We start from the raw sequence: 17,122 nt of genomic DNA on the forward strand, positions 1-17,122 counted from the left end.
GGCGGTGGCCCGGACCGAGGGGCCTGCGCTCAATGAAGCAGGAAGTCGCCCGACACGGCGCGCAGCTCGGCCGGCTTCAGGAGCTGGCAGTGCATGACCTTCACGGAATGCAGCGGCCCGTCGAGCCGGCTCTGCCAGAAGGCCAGGAATCTTCGTAATTCCGGCAGTTGCGGAAAGAGATCGTGCTGCTGCCAGATGAAGGTCCGCAGCAGATGCGGGTAGTCCGGCAGGTGATAGAGAATTTCGGCGGTCGTCAGGCTGTAGCCTTCGAGCCATACGCGGCGGCGTCTTGCATCGGACATTGATCAACCCACTCCGAAGGTTTGGCTGATGCAATATCCTGTCTCAGTAAGCCGGCTCACTCAAGGGAAAGCTGCGCCCTAATTCACCGCTCCGGCGAAGGCGTCTGCCCTGTGGCGCCGCTGCTGCAGGGTGTTGGTCCCAAGATGCGTCGCCACGGTCCGGTTCACCCCGCCAGCACCCGCGCCACCTCCGCCTTCAGCACCGGCAGCAGCTCCGCCTCGAACCAGGGCTCGCGCTTGAGCCAGCCGTTGTTGCGCCAGGACGGGTGGGGCAGGGGCAGCACCCGGGGGCGCCGGGGCTCGGCGAGGGTTTCCCGCCAGCGCCGCACCGTGCCGGTGAGCCCATCCTCCAGCTTCCCCAGGTGCCAGGCCTGCGCGTACTGGCCGATCACTAGGATCAGCTCGAGGTTCGGCAGACCGGAAAACAGCTCCGCCCGCCAGCGCTCGGCGCATTCCCGGCGGGGCGGCCGGTCACCGCCCTTGGCGTCGAGGCCGGGGAAGCACGCGCCCATCGGCAGGATGGCGACCTTGGCGGCGTCGTAGAACCGCGCCTCGTCGAGGCCGAGCCAGGACCGCAGCCGGACGCCGGATGGGTCCATGAACGGCATCCCGGTCCGGTGGGCGCGGGTGCCGGGGGCTTGGCTGGCGATGCAGAGGCGCGCGCCGGTGCTGCCCTGGACGATCGGCCGGGGCTCCTGGGGCAGGGGCGGGCCGTAGAGCGGGCTGTCCCGGCAGAGGCGGCAGGCACGCAGGCGGGCGGCGGTGTCGTCGAACGGCATGCGCCCGAGATGGCGCGGTGAGGCCAAAAAAAGAAACGGCGCGGTGTCGCGCCGCGCCGTTGTCAGTTGGTCTCTTGCCTTGGGGGAAGACCCTTTCGTCCTACGCCGGTCCGCAGCGCGGGGAGGTGCGATTCCTCACGCGCCCTTCACGCCGGAGAGGTCGAGCGGCAGGGAGCGCAGGCGCCGGCCGGTCGCGGCGAAGACCGCGTTGGCGATCGACGGGCCGAGAACCGGCACGCCCGGCTCGCCGATCCCGGTGGGCGCCACCTGGCTCGGCACGATATGCACCTCCACCTTCGGCATCTCGCTCATGCGGGTGGGCTCGTAGGCGTCGAAATTGTGCTCCTGCACCTGCCCGTCCTTGAGGGTGATGCGGTTGCGCAGCACCGCCGACAGGGCGAAGCCGACCGCGCCCTCGACCTGCGCCCGGATCACGTCCGGGTTGACCGGCACGCCGACATCCACCGCGGCCACGATCCGGTTCACACGGATCGCCGCATCCTGCGCGGTCACGTCGGCCACCATGGCGACGTAGGAGCCGAAGGATTCGTGCACCGCCACGCCGAGGCCGCGGCCCGGGTCCTGGGGCTTGGCGCTCCAGCCGGCCTTCTCGGCGGCGAGCTTGAGGACGCCGGACAGCCGCGGCGCCTGGGCCAGGAGGGAGAGCCGGTAGGCCACCGGATCGACATTGGCGGCATGCGCCAGCTCGTCGATCATCACCTCCATCACGTGCGCCGTGTGGGTGTGGCCGACCGAGCGCCACCACAGGACCGGCACGCCCTCGCGGCCATTGTGGACGCCGAACCGGTAGGCCGGCAGCGCGTAGGGCGTGTCGGAGGCGCCCTCCACGGTGGTCGAGTCAATGCCGTTCTTGACGATCATCGCCTCGAAGGGCGAGCCGATCATGATCGACTTGCCGACCATCACGTGGTCCCAGCCGACCACCGCACCCTTGGCGTCGATGCCGGCCCGGACCTTGTGCAGCACGGTCGGGCGGTAATAGCCGCCGGCCATGTCGTCCTCGCGGGTCCAGACGAGGTGGATCGGGGCCTTCTCGCCGGAGGCCTTGAAGACGGCAGCCGCCTCCGCGAGGTAATCGGCGGTGGGGGTCGCCCGGCGGCCGAAGGAGCCGCCGGCCCAGTTGCTGTGGAGGCGCACCCGGTCGGCCGTCACCCCGAGGATCGCCGCCATGGTGGCCTGCTCGATGGTCTGGAACTGGAAGCCGGCGTAGACGTCGTAGCCGCCGTCCGCCGCCTTCTCGATCGTGGCGTTGAGCGGCTCCATCGCCGCGTGGGCGAGATAGGGGAAGGTGAACTCGGCCTCGATCACCTTGGGGGCGCCCTTCAGCGCCGCCTGCGGGTCACCGCGCTCGGAGGCCGTCAGGCCGGGGCCCTTGGCCCGCTCCCGGTACTCGGCGAGGATCGCGTCGGACGAGCGGGTCTCGGCGGTGCTGTCGTCCCAGGCGACGGTGAGCGCCTCCCGGCCCTTCATGGCCGACCACGTGTCGCGGGCGATCACCGCCACGCCGCTCGGCACCTGCACAACGTCGAGGACGCCCGCGACCTTCCGGGCGGCGGCGGCGTCAAAACTCTTCACGGTGGCGCCGAAGCGCGGCGCCCGGGCCACGACCGCCGTGACCTGGTTGGGACGGCGGATGTCGAGGGAGTAGATGGCCGTGCCGTTGGTCTTGGCGACGGAATCGAGGCGCGGCACCTTCGCGCCGATCAATTTCCACTCGCTCGGGTCCTTGAGCCGCGGCTCGGAGGGCACCGGCAGGGAGGCGGCCGAGGCCGCAAGTTCCCCGAACCGGGCCTGACGGCCGGACGGGCCGTGGCGCACGACGTTGTCGGCGACGGTGATCTCGGAGACCGGCACCTTCCAGCGGAAGGCGGCCTCGGCCATCAGCATCTCGCGGGCGGCAGCGCCGGCCTTGCGCAACTGGAACCAGGAATTGGCCACCGCGGTCGAGCCGCCGGTGCCCTGGATCGGGCCCATCAGGCTGTTGTTGTAGAGCGTCGCATCCGCCGGCGCGAATTCGGTGCGGACCTTGGACCAGTCGGCGCCGAGCTCGTCCGCCAGGATCGTGGCCAGCCCGGTCGTGTTGCCCTGGCCCATGTCGAGGTGCTTGATCACCACCGTCACGGTGTCGTCCGCGCCGATCCGCACGAAGGCGTTGGGCTGGGCCTTCACATCGGCGAGGTTCGGGCCGGCGGCGGCGCGGGCGGATTTCGGATCGAGCCGGAAGGCGACCACCAGGGCGCCAGCGCCCGCCAGCAGGCCGCGGCGGCTCGGACGGAGGGGGAGGGGGCTCGGTCGACGGGCGTTCAGCATGGCGGCGAGGCTCCGGTCGGGACCGCGGGGCGGGCGGGGGCGAAGGGCAGAGGAAGGTGGGCGCCGGGACGGATCAGGCGAGGCTGCGCGCGGCTTCGTGAATCGCGGCGCGGATGCGCTGGTAGGTGCCGCAGCGGCAGATGTTACCGTCCATGGCGCCGTCGATATCGGCGTCGCTCGGCTTGGCGTTGCCCGAGAGCAGGCCGATCGCCGACATGATCTGGCCGGACTGGCAATAACCGCACTGGACCACGTCGAGCCTGCGCCACGCCGCCTGGACGGCCTCGGCCACCCGGCCGTTGACGCCCTCGATGGTGGTCACCTGCGCGGTGCCGACATCGCCGAGCTTCGTCTGGCAGGCGCGGACCGGCTGGCCGTCGAGATGGATCGTGCAGGCGCCGCATTGGGCGATGCCGCAGCCATACTTGGTGCCGGTGGCGTCGAGCCGGTCGCGCAGCACCCAGAGCAGCGGCATGTCCGGATCGGCATCGATCTCGTGGGCGACGCCGTTGACGGTGAGCTTCGGCATGATCGGCACCCCTGATCGACGCGTGAGCCCGGACGCCTGGATAACGGCGCACCGCGCGATGAGGGCCGGCCGGACAGTCAACCCTAGCGAGCCTGACCGATCGCGTGATGTGCGCGGCCGCACATCAAACCGGATGGGAGGCCAGCCTCGCCACAGGCAGCGATGATTAAGATACGCGCGATGTCGGCAGCCCCTTCTTAACATATCCGCCGCATCCTCACGGAGTGATTCCCGTCCGACACCGCCTTTTTTGAGTTTCAGTGCGCGTATGTCCGATCTCACCGTCGAGATGGTCCAGCGCGGTCGCGGCCCCTCGACGGAGGAGGCCGCCCGTCGCCTCGGGGTCGCCCGCGAGATCCGCTCGGCGCGCGAGAAGCTGACCTCGCAGACCGGCCTGGAACGGGCCTTCGACTACGAGCTGCTGCGCCACTACGCGCAGTATCGGGCCGGGGCTGGCATCCCCCTGGCGGGATTCGCGGCGGTGCTCGCCGCAGCGGCGACCTTCTGGATCACCGCGCCGGTGGCCGCTTCCTGGGCGCTCGGCGTGTTCCTGATGATCACGCTCAACACGACGCTGAGCCGGCGCTTCCTGAACGCCGACCCCGAGACGATTCCCCTCCGGCGCTGGCGTCGCAGCTTCCTGATCGGCGAGGTGCTGCAGAGCCTGTCGTGGTCGGCGATGATCGGGCTCGGCGCCACCGGCGGCTGGACCTTCGCGCTGATCGGCCTCGTCATCGCCTCGGCGGTCACCACCATGCTGGCCGCGACGGTGCCGCTCGCGGCCATCGCCGCCCTGGTGCCGCTGGCTTTGGCCACCGCGTCGCTCGCCACCCTCTCCCAAGCGGCGGACGCGCTGCTGCTCGTCACGATGGCGGGCGGCGCGCAGCTGTTCTTCCTCGGCCTGTCCCGCCGCCTCTACGCGGCGACCATGGGCGCCCTGCGCTCGCGCGCCGAGAAGGATGCGGTGTTCGGCGAACTGGAGCAGGCCAAGGCCAATTCCGACGAGGCCCGCCGCCGGGCCGAGGAGGCGAACCTCGCCAAGTCCCGGTTCCTGGCCACGATGAGCCACGAATTGCGCACGCCGCTCAACGCGATCCTTGGCTTCTCGGAGGTGATGAAGAACGAGGTGTTCGGCGCCCACATCGCACCGTCCTACCGGGAATACTCCCACGACATCCACGACAGCGGGCTGCACCTGCTCAACCTGATCAACGAGATCCTCGATCTCTCGCGGATCGAGGCCGGGCGCTACGAGCTGAACGAGGAGCCGGTGCAGCTCGCCCACGTGGTCGAGGAGTGCCGCCACATGATGGGCCTGCGCGCCAAGGCCAAGAACCAGACCTTCCACGACCTCGTGGACGATGCCCTGCCGCGGCTCTGGGCGGACGAGCGGGCCCTGCGCCAGATCGTGCTGAACCTCCTGTCGAACGCCGTGAAGTTCACGCCGCCGGGCGGCGCGATCTGGCTGAAGGTCGGCTGGACCGCCTCGGGTGGGCAGTACGTCTCGGTCAAGGACAGCGGACCGGGCATCCCCGAGGACGAGCTCGGCACCGTCCTGTCGTCGTTCGGGCGCGGCTCGCTGGCGATCAAGACCGCCGAGCAGGGTTCGGGCCTCGGCCTGCCGATCGTGAAGGGGCTGGTGGAGCTGCATGGCGGCCAGTTCCAGCTCACCTCGAAACCCCGGGAGGGCACCGAGGTGGTGGTGACCCTGCCGGCCTCGCGCGTCATGGACACGCTGCCGCCGGTCGAGATCGACGCCGAGCCCGCGGCGTCGGCCCGGGGGGCGCTCAACCGGGCGGCTTAGGCGAGTTCACCCAGCGCACAGACCCTGTCCCATTCGGCCTCGGTCACCGGCTGCACCGACAGGCGGGAATTGTTCACCAGCACCATGTCGGCGAGCGCCGGATCGGCCTTAATGGCGTCGAGCGTCACGGGGCGGGGCAGCGCCTCCACGGCGCGCACGTCGACCATGCCGAAGCGGCCGGTCTCGTCGGTATGATCCGGATAGTAGGGCCGGATCACCTCCACGATGCCGACCACCGCCTTGCCCTCGTTCGAGTGGTAGAAGAAGCCCCGCTCGCCGACCTGCATGGCCATCAGGTGCTTCTTGGCGAGGTGATTGCGCACCCCGTTCCAGAACGTGCCCGCCCCGCCGGCCGCGACCTGCTGGTCCCATGACCAGGTCGCGGGCTCGGATTTGAACAGCCAGTACGCCATTGCCGCATCCCCACCGGCCGCCCGGTTCGGCGGCGCAATCCGGGGCCTTAACGGTTCCCGATCGCGTTGCCACGCTTCACGGGGGCAAGGCCGCCTCAGTCGGACGCGGCCGGACGACTTGGGACTGCGGTCTCGGCGGGTCCAACGCGCCCGCTGGGCGCAACACGGGCCGTCGCGTCACGCGAAGCTGGGCCGCGCGAACGAGGCCGGCTCGGTCCGCTCACCGACTAAATCGACCCAAACCCGGTACGATGCTCCATCAATCACCATCGTTGTTCATGTATTAATCTCTAACCTTTAGTATTCTTAGGAATAACGACACGTAACGACCGTTGATTGTCCACATGTTGACCTGATCGGCTGCTTCGTCGGAGAACACAATCTGTGGTTGGTGGCCCTCGCGGCCCTTGTCTGCGCGCTGGCGAGCACGACGGCGATCGGGCTGCTCACCCATGCCAGGCAGGCTGGCAGGCGCGGCCGCTATCTGTGGCTCGCGGTCGCGGCGGTGGCGGGGGGCTCGGGGATCTGGGCCACGCATTTCCTGGCCATGCTCGCCTACGCGCCGGGGCTGCCCTCGGCCTATGGGATCGGTCTGACGCTCCTCTCCTACGCCGACGCCGTCGCGATCACCGGGCTCGGCTTCGGCCTGGCGACCATGGGCGGCCGGGTGCGGGCGGCGATCGGGGGCGCCGTCGTGGGCGGCGGCATCGCGGCAATGCACTATACCGGCATGGCCGCCTATGAGGTGCCGGGGCATCTGATCTGGAACCCGGCGGTGGTCGCCGTCTCGGTGGCGATCGGCGCCGTCCTGGGGGCGATGGCGCTGGTCGCGGGCCTGTCGGCCGGCACCGTCCGGGGCCGGGGCCTCGGCGCCGGGCTGCTGATCCTGGCGATCTGCGGCCATCACTTCACCGGCATGGGCGCGGTGACCATCCAGCCCGACCCGGCGGTGGCGATCCCCGAGAGCGCCATCCGGACCGAGTGGCTCGCCGCCGCCGTCGCGCTGGCGAGTTCGCTGATCCTGCTACTGGCCGGGGCCGCCGTCCTCCTCGACCTGCGGGAGCGTCAGCGCGCCGAATCCGAGCGCGAGCGCCTGCGCAGCCTCGCCAACGCGGCCGTCGAGGGCCTCGTCGTGTGCCGCGGCGGCCAGATCGTCAGCGCCAACGAGGCCTTCGCCCGGCTCGCCGGAACCGAGGCCGCGTCCCTGGTGGGCGCCAGCCTGTCCATCTACCTGCCCGGGCTCACGGCGACGGCCGGCGCGGCCGGAGAAGCCGTCGAGGCCGAACTCGTCCCGGCGGGCGGCGGAACCATCCCGGTGGAGGTGATCCTGCGGCCGATGGCGGAGTATGGCCGCCAGCCGCATCACGCCGTGGCGGTGCGCGACCTGCGCGCCCGCCGCCGCGCCGAGAGCCAGATCCACTACCTCGCCCACCACGACGCCCTGACGGGGCTCGCCAACCGGACGAGCTTCCACGCGCGGCTGGAGCGGGAGATGCGGGCGGCGGATGCGCAGCGGACCCGGCTCGCCGTCCTGTGCCTCGATCTCGACCGCTTCAAGGAGGTCAACGACCTGTTCGGCCACGCCGCCGGCGACGCGATGCTGCGCGATCTCGCCCTGCGCGTCGGCGGCCTGCTCGATCCCACGCAGCTGATGGCCCGGCTCGGCGGCGACGAATTCGCGATCCTGACACCCCTGGGACACGGCCCCGCGGACGGCTCGGCCGAGCGGCTGGCCGAGCGGATCCTGGCGATGCTCGCGACGGTACCGGCGGCCTCCGGCCCGGTGATCGCCACCAGCATCGGCCTCGCGGTCTATCCCGACGACGCGCAGGACCAGCGCGGCCTGCTGAGCCATGCCGACGCCGCCCTGTACCGGGCCAAGGCCGAAGGGCGCGGCACCTGCCGCCGCTACGACGCCAGCATGGGCGCCCAGATCCGCGACCGGCGCATGCTGGAGCACGACCTGCGCCACGCGGTGTCCCGGGGCGAGCTGGACCTCGTCTACCAGCCGCAGACGCGGATCGACACCGGCGCGGTGACGGGCTTCGAGGCGCTGCTGCGCTGGCGCCATCCGGAGCGCGGCTCGGTCCCCCCGGACCAGTTCATACCGATCGCCGAGGAGACCGGGGCGATCCTGGAGATCGGCGCCTGGGTGCTGCGCGAGGCCTGCCGGACGGCGGCCGGGTGGCCACAGCCGCTGGCGATCGCCGTGAACGTCTCGGCGGTGCAGCTCCACAACCCGCATTTCGTGCAGTTCGTCCACGGCACCCTGTTCGAGAGCGGCCTGAAGGCGGATCGCCTGGAGATCGAGATCACCGAGACCGCGCTGATCCGGGATCCGGCCCGGGCGCTGCTCACCCTGCGCCAGCTCAAGGCGCTCGGCGTGCGGATCGCCATGGACGATTTCGGCACCGGCTATTCCTCGCTGTCGAACCTGCGGTCCTTCCCGTTCGACCGGATCAAGATCGACCGCTCGTTCATCAAGGCGGTCCACAGCAACCCGCAGGGGGCCGCGATCGTGCGCTCCGTGCTGGGCCTGGGGCGCGGCCTCGGCCTCGCCGTGGTGGCCGAGGGCGTCGAGACCGACGAGGAACTGTCCTTCCTGGCCGCGGAACACTGTACCCTCGCACAGGGCTACCTGATGGGCCGGCCCTCGCCGATCACGCACTTCGCCGAATACACCCACGGGGATGCGCCGGATCCGGTCGCCGCCGTGGCCTGAGCGGCCGGATCCCGTCATGGTTTCGAAAGGGCGAGCCCTTTCGCGGGTCCAGGGCAGAGCCCTGGAGACCACCTCAGGGTGCCACCCTGAGAACCCGCCAAAGGGCTGGAGCCCTTTGGAAACCCGGGACTTTGGCTCTCAGCCGGCCGAAGACGAGCCGGCTCAGGCCCGCGAACAGCCAGGCGCAAGGCCCCCCCGTAGAGCATCACCCCGGCAAAGCCCGACGCGAGCGCCTGCCGGGCCAGCGTTGGGCTGACCGTGGAGGTGCAGATCGACAACGCCCGTCCCCTGCTCGACGGTTTCGAGGCGGGCCGGCTCGACGCGGCGATCATCCGCAGCGACGACGACCGGCGCCCGGGCGAGATCCTGGGGCCGGAATTGTTCGGCTGGTTCGCGGCGGCGGGCTTCACGCACCGGGCGGGGGAGCCGCTGCAGCTGGCCGCGTCCTTGCCCTGCTGCGCCGTCCGCGACGTGGCGGCCCGGCTGCTCGACCGGGCCGGAATCGCCTGGACGGAGGTTTTTTCAGGCGGAACGGCCGCGATCGCCGCGGCCCTGTCGGCGGGTCTGGCGGTGGCGGCCTTCCCGCGTCGGCTGGCACCCGCCGACGTGGTGGATGTCGGCCCGGCGCTGGGCCTGCCGGCGCTCCCCGCCCTCGCGATCGTGCTGCACGCCGCACCGTCCGACCCGAAGACCCGGGCCACGCTGCGGGCGATCGCGGCGGCGTTCCGGGGGGCGAGTCCTCGGATTCCAAAGGGCTAAGCCCTTTGGCGGGTGGTCAGGGCAGCGCCCTGACGCATCGGCGTCCCGGGCTTCGGGACGATACGTTCTGCCCAGGCTGGACGGATGGCAGTCCAGCAGAGCGTCACTCATCGATCTCCCCCCGCAGCGGTCGCGCCAGCAGCCCGGCGACCACATCATCGACTCCGGCCGTGCCCGCCACGATCGCCGCGACCGCCTGCGCCACCGGCATCTCGATGCCCTGCGCCGCCGCGAGCCCGGCCAGGGCCGCGGCCGTGAAGGCGCCCTCGGCGAGCTTGCCGCCGGCGGCCTCATCCGGGCCCGCCCCGGCGCCGAGCCGCTGCCCGAAGGCGAAGTTGCGCGATTGCGGCGAGGAGGCGGTCAGCACCAGATCGCCCAGCCCCGAGAGGCCCATCAGCGTCTCGGGGCGGCCGCCGAATCCCTTCGCGAAGCGCATCAGCTCGGCGAAGGCCCGGGCGATCAGCGCCGCCCGGGCGCTCTCGCCGAGGCCCCTCCCGGCCACGATCCCGCAGGCGATGGCCAGCACGTTCTTGCCGGCCCCCCCGATCTCGACGCCGCGCACGTCGTCGGTGTGGTAGAGGCGCAGGTTCGGCCCCGAGAGGAGCGCCGACAGGGACGCGGCGAGCCGGGCATCGGCCGCCGCCAGGGTCACGGCGGTGGGCAGGCCGCGGGCGACATCGGCCGCGAAGCTCGGGCCCGACAGGACCGCGACAGGCGTGCCCGGCGGCAGGACCTGCTCCGCCACGGCGCTCAGGAAGCTGTCGCTGCCGCGCTCGATCCCCTTGGCGCAGAGGATCACCGGCCCGGCCGAGGCCAGGGGAGGGCGCAGGGCTTCCAGCACGCCGCGCACGGTCTGGGCGGGGACCACGACCAGCGTGGCCCGGGCGCCGGCCAGTCTTTCGGGCTCCGCCGTCGCCCGGATGCCCGGGTGGAGCGGCACGCCCGGCAGGTAGCGCGGATTCTCCCGCCCGGCCTGGAGCCTGGCAGCGGCCTCCGGGTCACGTAGCCAGAGGGTGACGGGATGCCCGGCCGCCGCCGCGGCATTGGCGAGCGCCGTGCCCCAGGCCCCGCCCCCGACGACGTTGATCGCAGCGCCCGCGCTCATGCGGCGACCTCCCTGTCCGCGCAGTCCAACCGATAGAGTACGTGCGTGCGCAACGGCCCCTCAGGCACCGCCGGATGCGAAAATGTCCCGGCCGGGACCATGTCGATGCGCTCCATCACGGCCCGGGACCGGGTATTGCCGGCCGCCGTGAAGGCTACCACGGCGCGGATGCCGCAGCGCTTCGACAGGTCGGCCAGCGCGCACCGCGCGGCCCGGGTGGCGAAGCCGTGCCCCCAGGCATCGCGCGCGAGGCGCCACGCCAGTTCTACCGTGCGCCCGGGCCGGTCGCCGCCCGGGAAGGGGAGGGGCTGCAGGATCCGCATCGCGCCGGCAAAGCCGATGAACCGGCCCGCATGCTCGACGGCCCAGGGGCCGAACCCGTCCGCCACGAAGCGCCGGTCGAAGATCCCGGCCTCGGCGGCGCTCTCCGCCGCTGTCCGGGGGCGGGGGAAGTGGGCCATCACGGTCGGGTCGGCGTTGAGCGCCGCGAAGGGCGCCGTGTCCTCCGGACGCCAGCGGCGCAGGATCAGGTCGCCGTCCCGGAGGGTCTCGGGAACGACGGCCGGCGCGATCTTGCCACGCCACGCCAGGGAGCGGCGGTTGAGGAGGGCGAGATCCGCATCGCCGGCGAGCACGGCCTCGCCCAGCGCGATCGCGCCTTCGAGTCGATCGAGGGGCATGTTGGCGTAGGCCGGGGGGCGGACATGGTCGCGCCAGGGGCCGCCACAGGTGTTGTCGAGCAGGATCCGCGCGAAGCAATGATCGAGGCGCACCGGCCAGTCCGGCCGGGCGGCCTCGGGCAGGCGGCGCTCGACCAGAGCGCGCCACTGCGCGCGCCGCGCCGCCTCGGTCATCCGGCCGGAACCGCCGCGGCGGCTGGATCGCCCGAGAGCGGCCAGCGCGGCCGGGCCGGGGCGGTCAGGTCATCCACGAGGCCGAGGCGCAGGCGCTCCAGACCGGCCCAGGCGATCATCGCGCCGTTGTCGCCGCAGAGGTGCAGGGGCGGGGCGACGAAGCTCAACCCCGCCTCGCCGGCGAGGGCCGCGAGCGCCCGCCGGATCGCGCCGTTGGCCGCCACGCCCCCGGCCGCCACCAGGGCGGTGGGCCGCCCGGCCACGCCCGAGAAGCCGCGCAGGGCGACCCGGGCGCGATCCACCACGACATCGACCACCGCGGCCTGGAAGCCGGCGCAGAGATCGGCGACGTCGCGCTCGGCGAGCGGGGCGATCTTTTCCGCCTCGATCCGCAGGGCGGTCTTGAGCCCGGAGAGCGAAAAATCCGCCTCGCGCCGACCCAGCATCGGCCGGGGCAGGGCGAAGCGCTCGGCATCGCCCGCCTCGGCCATGCGCTCGACCTCGGGTCCGCCGGGATAGCCGAGGCCAAGGAGCTTGGCGGCCTTGTCGAAGGCCTCGCCGATGGCGTCGTCGATGGTCGAGCCGAGGCGGACGTAATCGCCGACGCCGCGCACCGCGAGGAGCTGGGTATGGCCGCCCGAGACCAGCAGCAGCAGGTACGGAAAGGCGATCCCGTCGGTCAGCCGGGCCGTGAGGGCGTGGGCCTCCAGATGGTTCACGGCCAGAAGCGGCTTGCGGGTCACGAGCGCCAGGGTCTTGGCGGTGACAAGGCCGACCAAGACGCCGCCGATCAGCCCGGGCCCGGCCGCCACCGCGATCCCGTCGAGATCGGTCAATCCGATTCCGGCCTTCTCCAGGGCGCGGGCGATCAGCCGGTCGAGCACCTCCACATGGGCGCGGGCGGCGATCTCGGGCACGACGCCGCCATAGGCCGCGTGCTCGGCGATCTGACTCAGCACCTCGTTGGCGCGGATCTGCGCGACGCCATCCGCGTCGATCGAGACCACGGCGGCGGCGGTCTCGTCGCAAGTGGTCTCGATGCCGAGCACCGTCTTCTGCACGCGTCAGGTCTCCTCGTTCGGGCGGCCTCCGAGCCGCCGGCAGTCCGGGCATGGGGCTCGAAGCCATGCTCCCCAGTAACGCTCCGTCCCGATCCGGCCGGCGCGTCTCTCCCGCCTCAGTCGACCGCGACCATCACGTCGGAGGCCTTGATCACCGCGTAGGCAGAGCCGCCGGCCACGAGCTTGAGCGCATCGACCGCCTCGTTGGTGATCGAGGCCATGACCACTTGGCCGGGGCTGATCTCGATCTTCACGTGGGACGTGGTCGCACCCTTGTCGACCGAGACGACCGTGCCCTTGATGACGTTGCGTGCGCTGATCTTCATGAGTCCGGCTCCCCTGCCGCATCGGGCGGCTCACGGCCGGCTTCCTACAACACGGTGGGCCCGCGCGCGACCGCCTTGGAGCGCGCGCCACCGAAATGGCGACCGGTTCGGCGCAAGAGAAAGCGCCACAACAAGGACGTGGGGCCGCCCCGATTGCCCTGCGATCGGGGGCGGCTCTAATGCGAATCCGGGGCCGGATCGCCGTCCGGCCCGGTCTCGTCCGCTGCCTCGGACTCTTCCTCGGGGATCGGCGCGGCGCCCCAGGCGACGAGGGTCGCGTTGAGGTCGTCGAGGACGAAGTGCCGGGCGCTGTCACGGTCGTACCCGTCGGCCAGGAGGTCGTCGTAATCGGTGAAGACGTGGCGGGCATAGGTCACGAGGGCGAGGCGCGCCGCGGTCTCGGGGGCGGCCCGGCGCAGGCCCGGGCTCGCCAGCGCCCGGGCCAGGGCGGCCTCGGCCTCGAAGGGCGGCAGGCGCGGGGCAAGCCGCGCCAGCGCCTGGGCGACGGCCTCGCGGCGGTTCCGGGGCGGGGATGCGTCGCTCATCGAAGGCCTGCCGACCGCATGATTTCAACGCCGGGATCGGTTAGGATCACGTCGGATCAGGTGGAGTGGACACGGATCCTCCGCCGCGGAGAGCAGGTGAATGTCAGGTCTTCGTCATACGGCAAGTCGTCACCTTGCACAGCGTCGTTACCGCTCAAGTCTCCGTCGCGCGGCAATCCTGGGCCTCCTGCTCGGACCGGTGCCGGCCTTCGCCCAGAGCCCGGCCCCGGGCGCGAATCCCGGCCTTGCCGCACCGACAGGCCCCACTGTCGGCGGCCGCCGGATCACGGCCACGGGCCAGACCAAGCCGCCGGGCAGCCCCGCGACGACCGGGATGCCGCAGCCGGTGAACCAGGCCGAGATGATCAAGGCCCAGAAGGCCGCGGAAGCCCGCTCGAAGGCCTGGGACAGCAAGATGCGCAACACGATGGGCTCGATCTGCCACGGTTGCTGAGGCCGGACAAACGCGAAGGGGCCGCCCGATGGGCAGCCCCTCCGTCGAGACCGTCTCCGGTCGGATCTTAGCGGGAGTAGAACTCGATGACGAGGTTCGGCTCCATCTGCACCGGGTAGGGCACCTCGGACAGGCTGGGGATGCGGGTGACGCGGGCGGTCATCTTGGCATGGTCGGCCTCGATGTAGTCCGGCACGTCGCGCTCGGACAGCTGGGTCGCCACGATGACGATCTCGAGCTGGCGGGACGATTCCTTGACCTCGATGAGGTCGCCGGCCTTCACCTGATAGCTCGGGATGTTGACGCGCACGCCGTTCACCTTGACGTGGCCGTGGTTGACGAACTGGCGCGCGGCGAACGGGGTCGCGACGAACTTCGCCCGGTAGACCACGGCGTCGAGGCGGCGCTCGAGCAGGCCGACGAGGTTCTCACCGGAATCGCCGCGCAGGCGGATCGCCTCGGCGTAGTAGCGGCGGAACTGCTTCTCGGTGATGTTGCCGTAATAGCCCTTGAGCTTCTGCTTGGCGCGCAGCTGCGTGCCGAAGTCGCTCATCTTGCCCTTGCGGCGCTGGCCGTGCTGGCCGGGGCCGTACTCACGGCGGTTGACGGGGCTCTTCGGGCGGCCCCAGATGTTCTGGCCCATGCGGCGGTCGAGCTTGTGCTTGGCCTGAATCCGCTTCGACATGTTTCGCGTCCTCGCGTGACGGGATTGAGGAACGCGCCCTCCTTTTCCCGGGCGAAGGCCCGGGACGACAGGGCGGGAAATCCCGCCCACGGGTGCGCGTGAAAACGCCAAGGGGCCCCGTGCGGAGCCCCATCGACGGGCTGCGTCATAGGGGACGGCGGCTGCGCGGTCAACCACCGGGGGATTTGGGATGGACGAAGTGGTTGTAATCCGGCGCGGTGGGCCGGCGGACGCGGAGGCGATCCGGGCGCTGGTCGAGGCGGCTTACACCAAGTGGATCCCGCTGATCGGTCGCCTGCCGACGCCGATGCAGGCGGACTACGCCGCGTCCGTGCTGGCGCACCGGTTCGACCTGCTGCGGGCCGGCGCGGACCTCGCCGCGCTGATCGAGACGCAGGCCGAGGGCGACCATCTGCTGATCGTCAACGTCGCCGTGCATCCGGCCTTCCAGGGCCGGGGCTTCGGCACCCGGCTGCTCGGCCTCGCCGAGGACATCGCCGCGGAGGCGGGGCTGGCGCGGCTGCGCCTCTACACCAACAAGAAGTACGTCGCGAACCTGCGCCTCTACGCATCGCTCGGCTACGGGGTGGAGCGAGAGGAGCTTTATGCCGGTCCGGGCCGGACCCGGGACGACGACATCACTGTGCACATGGTGAAGGAGATTGCCGGCATCGGCCTGCCCGCAGCTTGACTGCCGATGCCGCCATGACGTTGCAGCAATGTCGGGGGCTCCGCCCCGACACCCCGCCAAAGGGCTTGCCCTTTGGGAACCCCGATCAGGTCACCACGCTCGGCTCGGACCGGCCGGTGCGGGGCTCGATCTCGGCGATCGCGCGCGCCGCGGCCACCACCGGGGCCAGAACCTCGGCGACGGGGAGGTCGAGCCGGTCCGGCGCGTTCTCGTAGCGCTCCAGATAGACCCGTAGCGTCGCCCCGGCGGTGCCGGTGCCCGAAAGGCGGAACACCGCCCGCGCATCCTCGGCGAAGCCGATCCGGATGCCCTGGTGCTCGGTGAGGGAGCCGTCGACCGGATCGCGATAGGCAAACTCGTCGGCGGTCGAGACGGTGAGGTCGCCGATCCGCGTGCCCGGCAGCCCGGCGAGTTTTTCGCGTAGGCCATCCATCAGGCCGTTGGCGGCGTCCGAATCGACCTCCTCGTAGTCGTGGCGGGCGTAGTAGTCGCGCCCGTAGGTGCGCCAGTGCGCCCGGACCAGCGCGTCGGCACGCTCGCCCGTGGCCGCCAGGATGTTGAGCCAGAGCAGCACCGCCCAGAGACCGTCCTTCTCGCGGACGTGGTTCGAGCCGGTGCCGGCGCTCTCCTCGCCGCACAGGGTGATCAGTCCGGCATCCAGCAAGTTGCCAAAAAACTTCCAGCCGGTGGGGGTCTCGTAGGCCTTGATGCCGAGGGCGGCCGCGACCCGGTCGGCGGCGCGGCTCGTGGGCATGGAACGCGCGACGCCCGCAAGACCGCCCGCGTAGCCCGGCGCCCGGTGGGCATGGGCGGCCAGCAGCGCGAGGCTGTCGCTCGGCGTCACGAACAGGCCCGGCGCCACGATCATGTTGCGGTCGCCGTCGCCGTCGGACGCGGCGCCGAAATCCGGCGCGTCCGGGCCCTGCATCAGGTCGAACAGGTCGTGGCAATGGACCGGGTTCGGATCCGGGTGGTGGCCGCCGAAATCCTCCTTCGGCTCGGCATTGACCACCGTGCCCTTCGGGGCGCCGAGCATCCCCTCGAGGATCGCGGTCGCGTAGGGGCCGGTCACTGCGCTCATGGCGTCGAACCGCATGCGGAAGCCGGAGGCGAACAGGCGGGACACCGCGTCGAAGTCGATCAGCGTGCGCATCAGCTCGGCGTAGTCGGCCACGGGATCGATCACCGTGACCGTCATGGCGCCGAGCTTGGTCTCGCCGAGCCGGTCGAGGTCGAGATCCGGGGCTTCGACGAGGCGGTATTCCGTGATCGCCTTGGCCCGCTCGAAGATCGCGTTTGTGACCGACTCGGGCGCCGGCCCGCCATTGGCGGCGTTGAACTTGATGCCGAAATCGCCCTCCGGCCCGCCCGGATTGTGGCTCGCCGACAGGATGATGCCGCCGAGCGCCTGGGCCTTCCGGATCACGCAGGAGGCGGCGGGCGTCGAGAGCAGGCCGCCTTGCCCGACCAGCACCCGGCCGAACCCGTTGCCGGCGGCCAGCAGCAGCGTTGTCTGCACCACCTCACGGTTGAGGAACCGGCCGTCGCCGCCGAGCACCAGGGTGGCGCCCGCCTTGTCGGGCAGGGTGTCGAAGATCGCCTGGACGAAGTTCTCGACGTAGTTCGGCTGCCGGAACACCGGCACCTTCTTGCGCAGGCCGGAGGTCCCCGGCTTCTGGTCGGGGAAGGGCGTGGTGGCGACGGTGGTCGGAGTCGTCATGAGCGGGCGTCTCCCGGGATCCTGCGCTTCAATGCCCGTCTG

At 71.4% G+C, this 17,122-nt stretch carries 17 protein-coding genes; 5 read left to right on the forward strand and 12 right to left on the reverse strand.

Going from position 1 to position 17,122, the window contains the following annotated elements; all coding sequences use genetic code 11:
* Positions 1 to 29: 29 nt before the first annotated feature.
* From MKK88_RS08585 to MKK88_RS08600, 4 genes are all read right to left on the reverse strand, one after another.
* The gene (locus MKK88_RS08585; protein WP_243998813.1) at positions 30 to 302 is read right to left on the reverse strand and encodes an usg protein; all 273 of its coding nucleotides are present in this window, start codon (positions 300 to 302) and stop codon (positions 30 to 32) included.
* Between the two features lie 164 nt (positions 303 to 466).
* Complete coding sequence (locus MKK88_RS08590) at positions 467 to 1,081, reverse strand: uracil-DNA glycosylase family protein (RefSeq protein WP_243998815.1); 615 nt, start codon at positions 1,079 to 1,081, stop codon at positions 467 to 469.
* Between the two features lie 135 nt (positions 1,082 to 1,216).
* Positions 1,217 to 3,412, reverse strand: coding sequence for a xanthine dehydrogenase family protein molybdopterin-binding subunit (locus MKK88_RS08595; protein ID WP_243998818.1), 2,196 nt, complete (start codon positions 3,410 to 3,412; stop codon positions 1,217 to 1,219).
* Between the two features lie 73 nt (positions 3,413 to 3,485).
* A complete protein-coding gene (locus MKK88_RS08600; RefSeq protein ID WP_243998820.1) occupies positions 3,486 to 3,941 on the reverse strand; it encodes a (2Fe-2S)-binding protein in 456 nt (151 codons plus the stop codon).
* Between the two features lie 268 nt (positions 3,942 to 4,209).
* On the opposite strand from MKK88_RS08600, the gene MKK88_RS08605 reads away from it, so the two are divergent.
* Positions 4,210 to 5,745: a sensor histidine kinase gene (locus tag MKK88_RS08605; protein ID WP_243998822.1), complete on the forward strand. Its 1,536-nt coding sequence runs from the start codon at positions 4,210 to 4,212 to the stop codon at positions 5,743 to 5,745.
* Here MKK88_RS08605 and MKK88_RS08610 read toward each other — a convergent pair.
* Positions 5,742 to 6,158, reverse strand: coding sequence for an EVE domain-containing protein (locus MKK88_RS08610; RefSeq protein ID WP_243998824.1), 417 nt, complete (start codon positions 6,156 to 6,158; stop codon positions 5,742 to 5,744). The genes MKK88_RS08605 and MKK88_RS08610 overlap by 4 nt on opposite strands.
* A gap of 391 nt (positions 6,159 to 6,549) precedes the next feature.
* On the opposite strand from MKK88_RS08610, the gene MKK88_RS08615 reads away from it, so the two are divergent.
* Positions 6,550 to 8,880, forward strand: a complete 2,331-nt coding sequence (locus MKK88_RS08615) for an EAL domain-containing protein (protein ID WP_243998882.1) — start codon at positions 6,550 to 6,552, stop codon at positions 8,878 to 8,880.
* A gap of 258 nt (positions 8,881 to 9,138) precedes the next feature.
* A complete protein-coding gene (locus MKK88_RS08620; RefSeq protein WP_409566630.1) occupies positions 9,139 to 9,639 on the forward strand; it encodes a LysR substrate-binding domain-containing protein in 501 nt (166 codons plus the stop codon).
* A 103-nt stretch (positions 9,640 to 9,742) separates the two neighbouring features.
* On the opposite strand, the gene MKK88_RS08625 is transcribed toward MKK88_RS08620, so the two are convergent.
* From MKK88_RS08625 to MKK88_RS08645, 5 genes are all read right to left on the reverse strand, one after another.
* Positions 9,743 to 10,744, reverse strand: a complete 1,002-nt coding sequence (locus MKK88_RS08625; RefSeq protein ID WP_243998829.1) for an NAD(P)H-dependent glycerol-3-phosphate dehydrogenase — start codon at positions 10,742 to 10,744, stop codon at positions 9,743 to 9,745.
* Positions 10,741 to 11,598, reverse strand: coding sequence for a GNAT family N-acetyltransferase (locus MKK88_RS08630; protein ID WP_243998831.1), 858 nt, complete (start codon positions 11,596 to 11,598; stop codon positions 10,741 to 10,743). The genes MKK88_RS08625 and MKK88_RS08630 overlap by 4 nt, the downstream gene beginning before the upstream one ends.
* The gene (tsaD, locus tag MKK88_RS08635; protein ID WP_243998833.1) at positions 11,595 to 12,659 is read right to left on the reverse strand and encodes a tRNA (adenosine(37)-N6)-threonylcarbamoyltransferase complex transferase subunit TsaD; all 1,065 of its coding nucleotides are present in this window, start codon (positions 12,657 to 12,659) and stop codon (positions 11,595 to 11,597) included. The genes MKK88_RS08630 and tsaD overlap by 4 nt, the downstream gene beginning before the upstream one ends.
* 116 nt (positions 12,660 to 12,775) lie before the next feature.
* Positions 12,776 to 12,985 carry a molybdopterin-binding protein gene (locus MKK88_RS08640; protein ID WP_243998835.1) on the reverse strand — a complete coding sequence of 70 codons (210 nt, stop codon included), beginning with the start codon at positions 12,983 to 12,985 and terminating at the stop codon, positions 12,776 to 12,778.
* 176 nt (positions 12,986 to 13,161) lie between these two features.
* Positions 13,162 to 13,530: a DUF2293 domain-containing protein gene (locus tag MKK88_RS08645; protein WP_243998837.1), complete on the reverse strand. Its 369-nt coding sequence runs from the start codon at positions 13,528 to 13,530 to the stop codon at positions 13,162 to 13,164.
* 100 nt (positions 13,531 to 13,630) lie between these two features.
* On the opposite strand from MKK88_RS08645, the gene MKK88_RS08650 reads away from it, so the two are divergent.
* On the forward strand, positions 13,631 to 13,984 hold the full coding sequence (locus MKK88_RS08650) for a hypothetical protein (RefSeq protein ID WP_243998839.1): 354 nt from the start codon (positions 13,631 to 13,633) through the stop codon (positions 13,982 to 13,984).
* Between the two features lie 67 nt (positions 13,985 to 14,051).
* Here MKK88_RS08650 and rpsD read toward each other — a convergent pair whose 3' ends face one another.
* Positions 14,052 to 14,669 carry a 30S ribosomal protein S4 gene (rpsD, locus tag MKK88_RS08655; protein WP_010686187.1) on the reverse strand — a complete coding sequence of 206 codons (618 nt, stop codon included), beginning with the start codon at positions 14,667 to 14,669 and terminating at the stop codon, positions 14,052 to 14,054.
* Between the two features lie 190 nt (positions 14,670 to 14,859).
* Here rpsD and MKK88_RS08660 point away from each other — a divergent pair, with 190 nt between their 5' ends.
* A complete protein-coding gene (locus MKK88_RS08660) occupies positions 14,860 to 15,360 on the forward strand; it encodes a GNAT family N-acetyltransferase (RefSeq protein WP_243998841.1) in 501 nt (166 codons plus the stop codon).
* Between the two features lie 85 nt (positions 15,361 to 15,445).
* On the opposite strand, the gene MKK88_RS08665 is transcribed toward MKK88_RS08660, so the two are convergent.
* On the reverse strand, positions 15,446 to 17,080 hold the full coding sequence (locus MKK88_RS08665; RefSeq protein ID WP_243998843.1) for an alpha-D-glucose phosphate-specific phosphoglucomutase: 1,635 nt from the start codon (positions 17,078 to 17,080) through the stop codon (positions 15,446 to 15,448).
* Between the last annotated feature and the right edge of the window lie 42 nt (positions 17,081 to 17,122).

The sequence above is a fragment of the Methylobacterium sp. E-005 genome (genome assembly GCF_022829725.1).
In the GTDB taxonomy this organism is placed as follows: domain Bacteria; phylum Pseudomonadota; class Alphaproteobacteria; order Rhizobiales; family Beijerinckiaceae; genus Methylobacterium.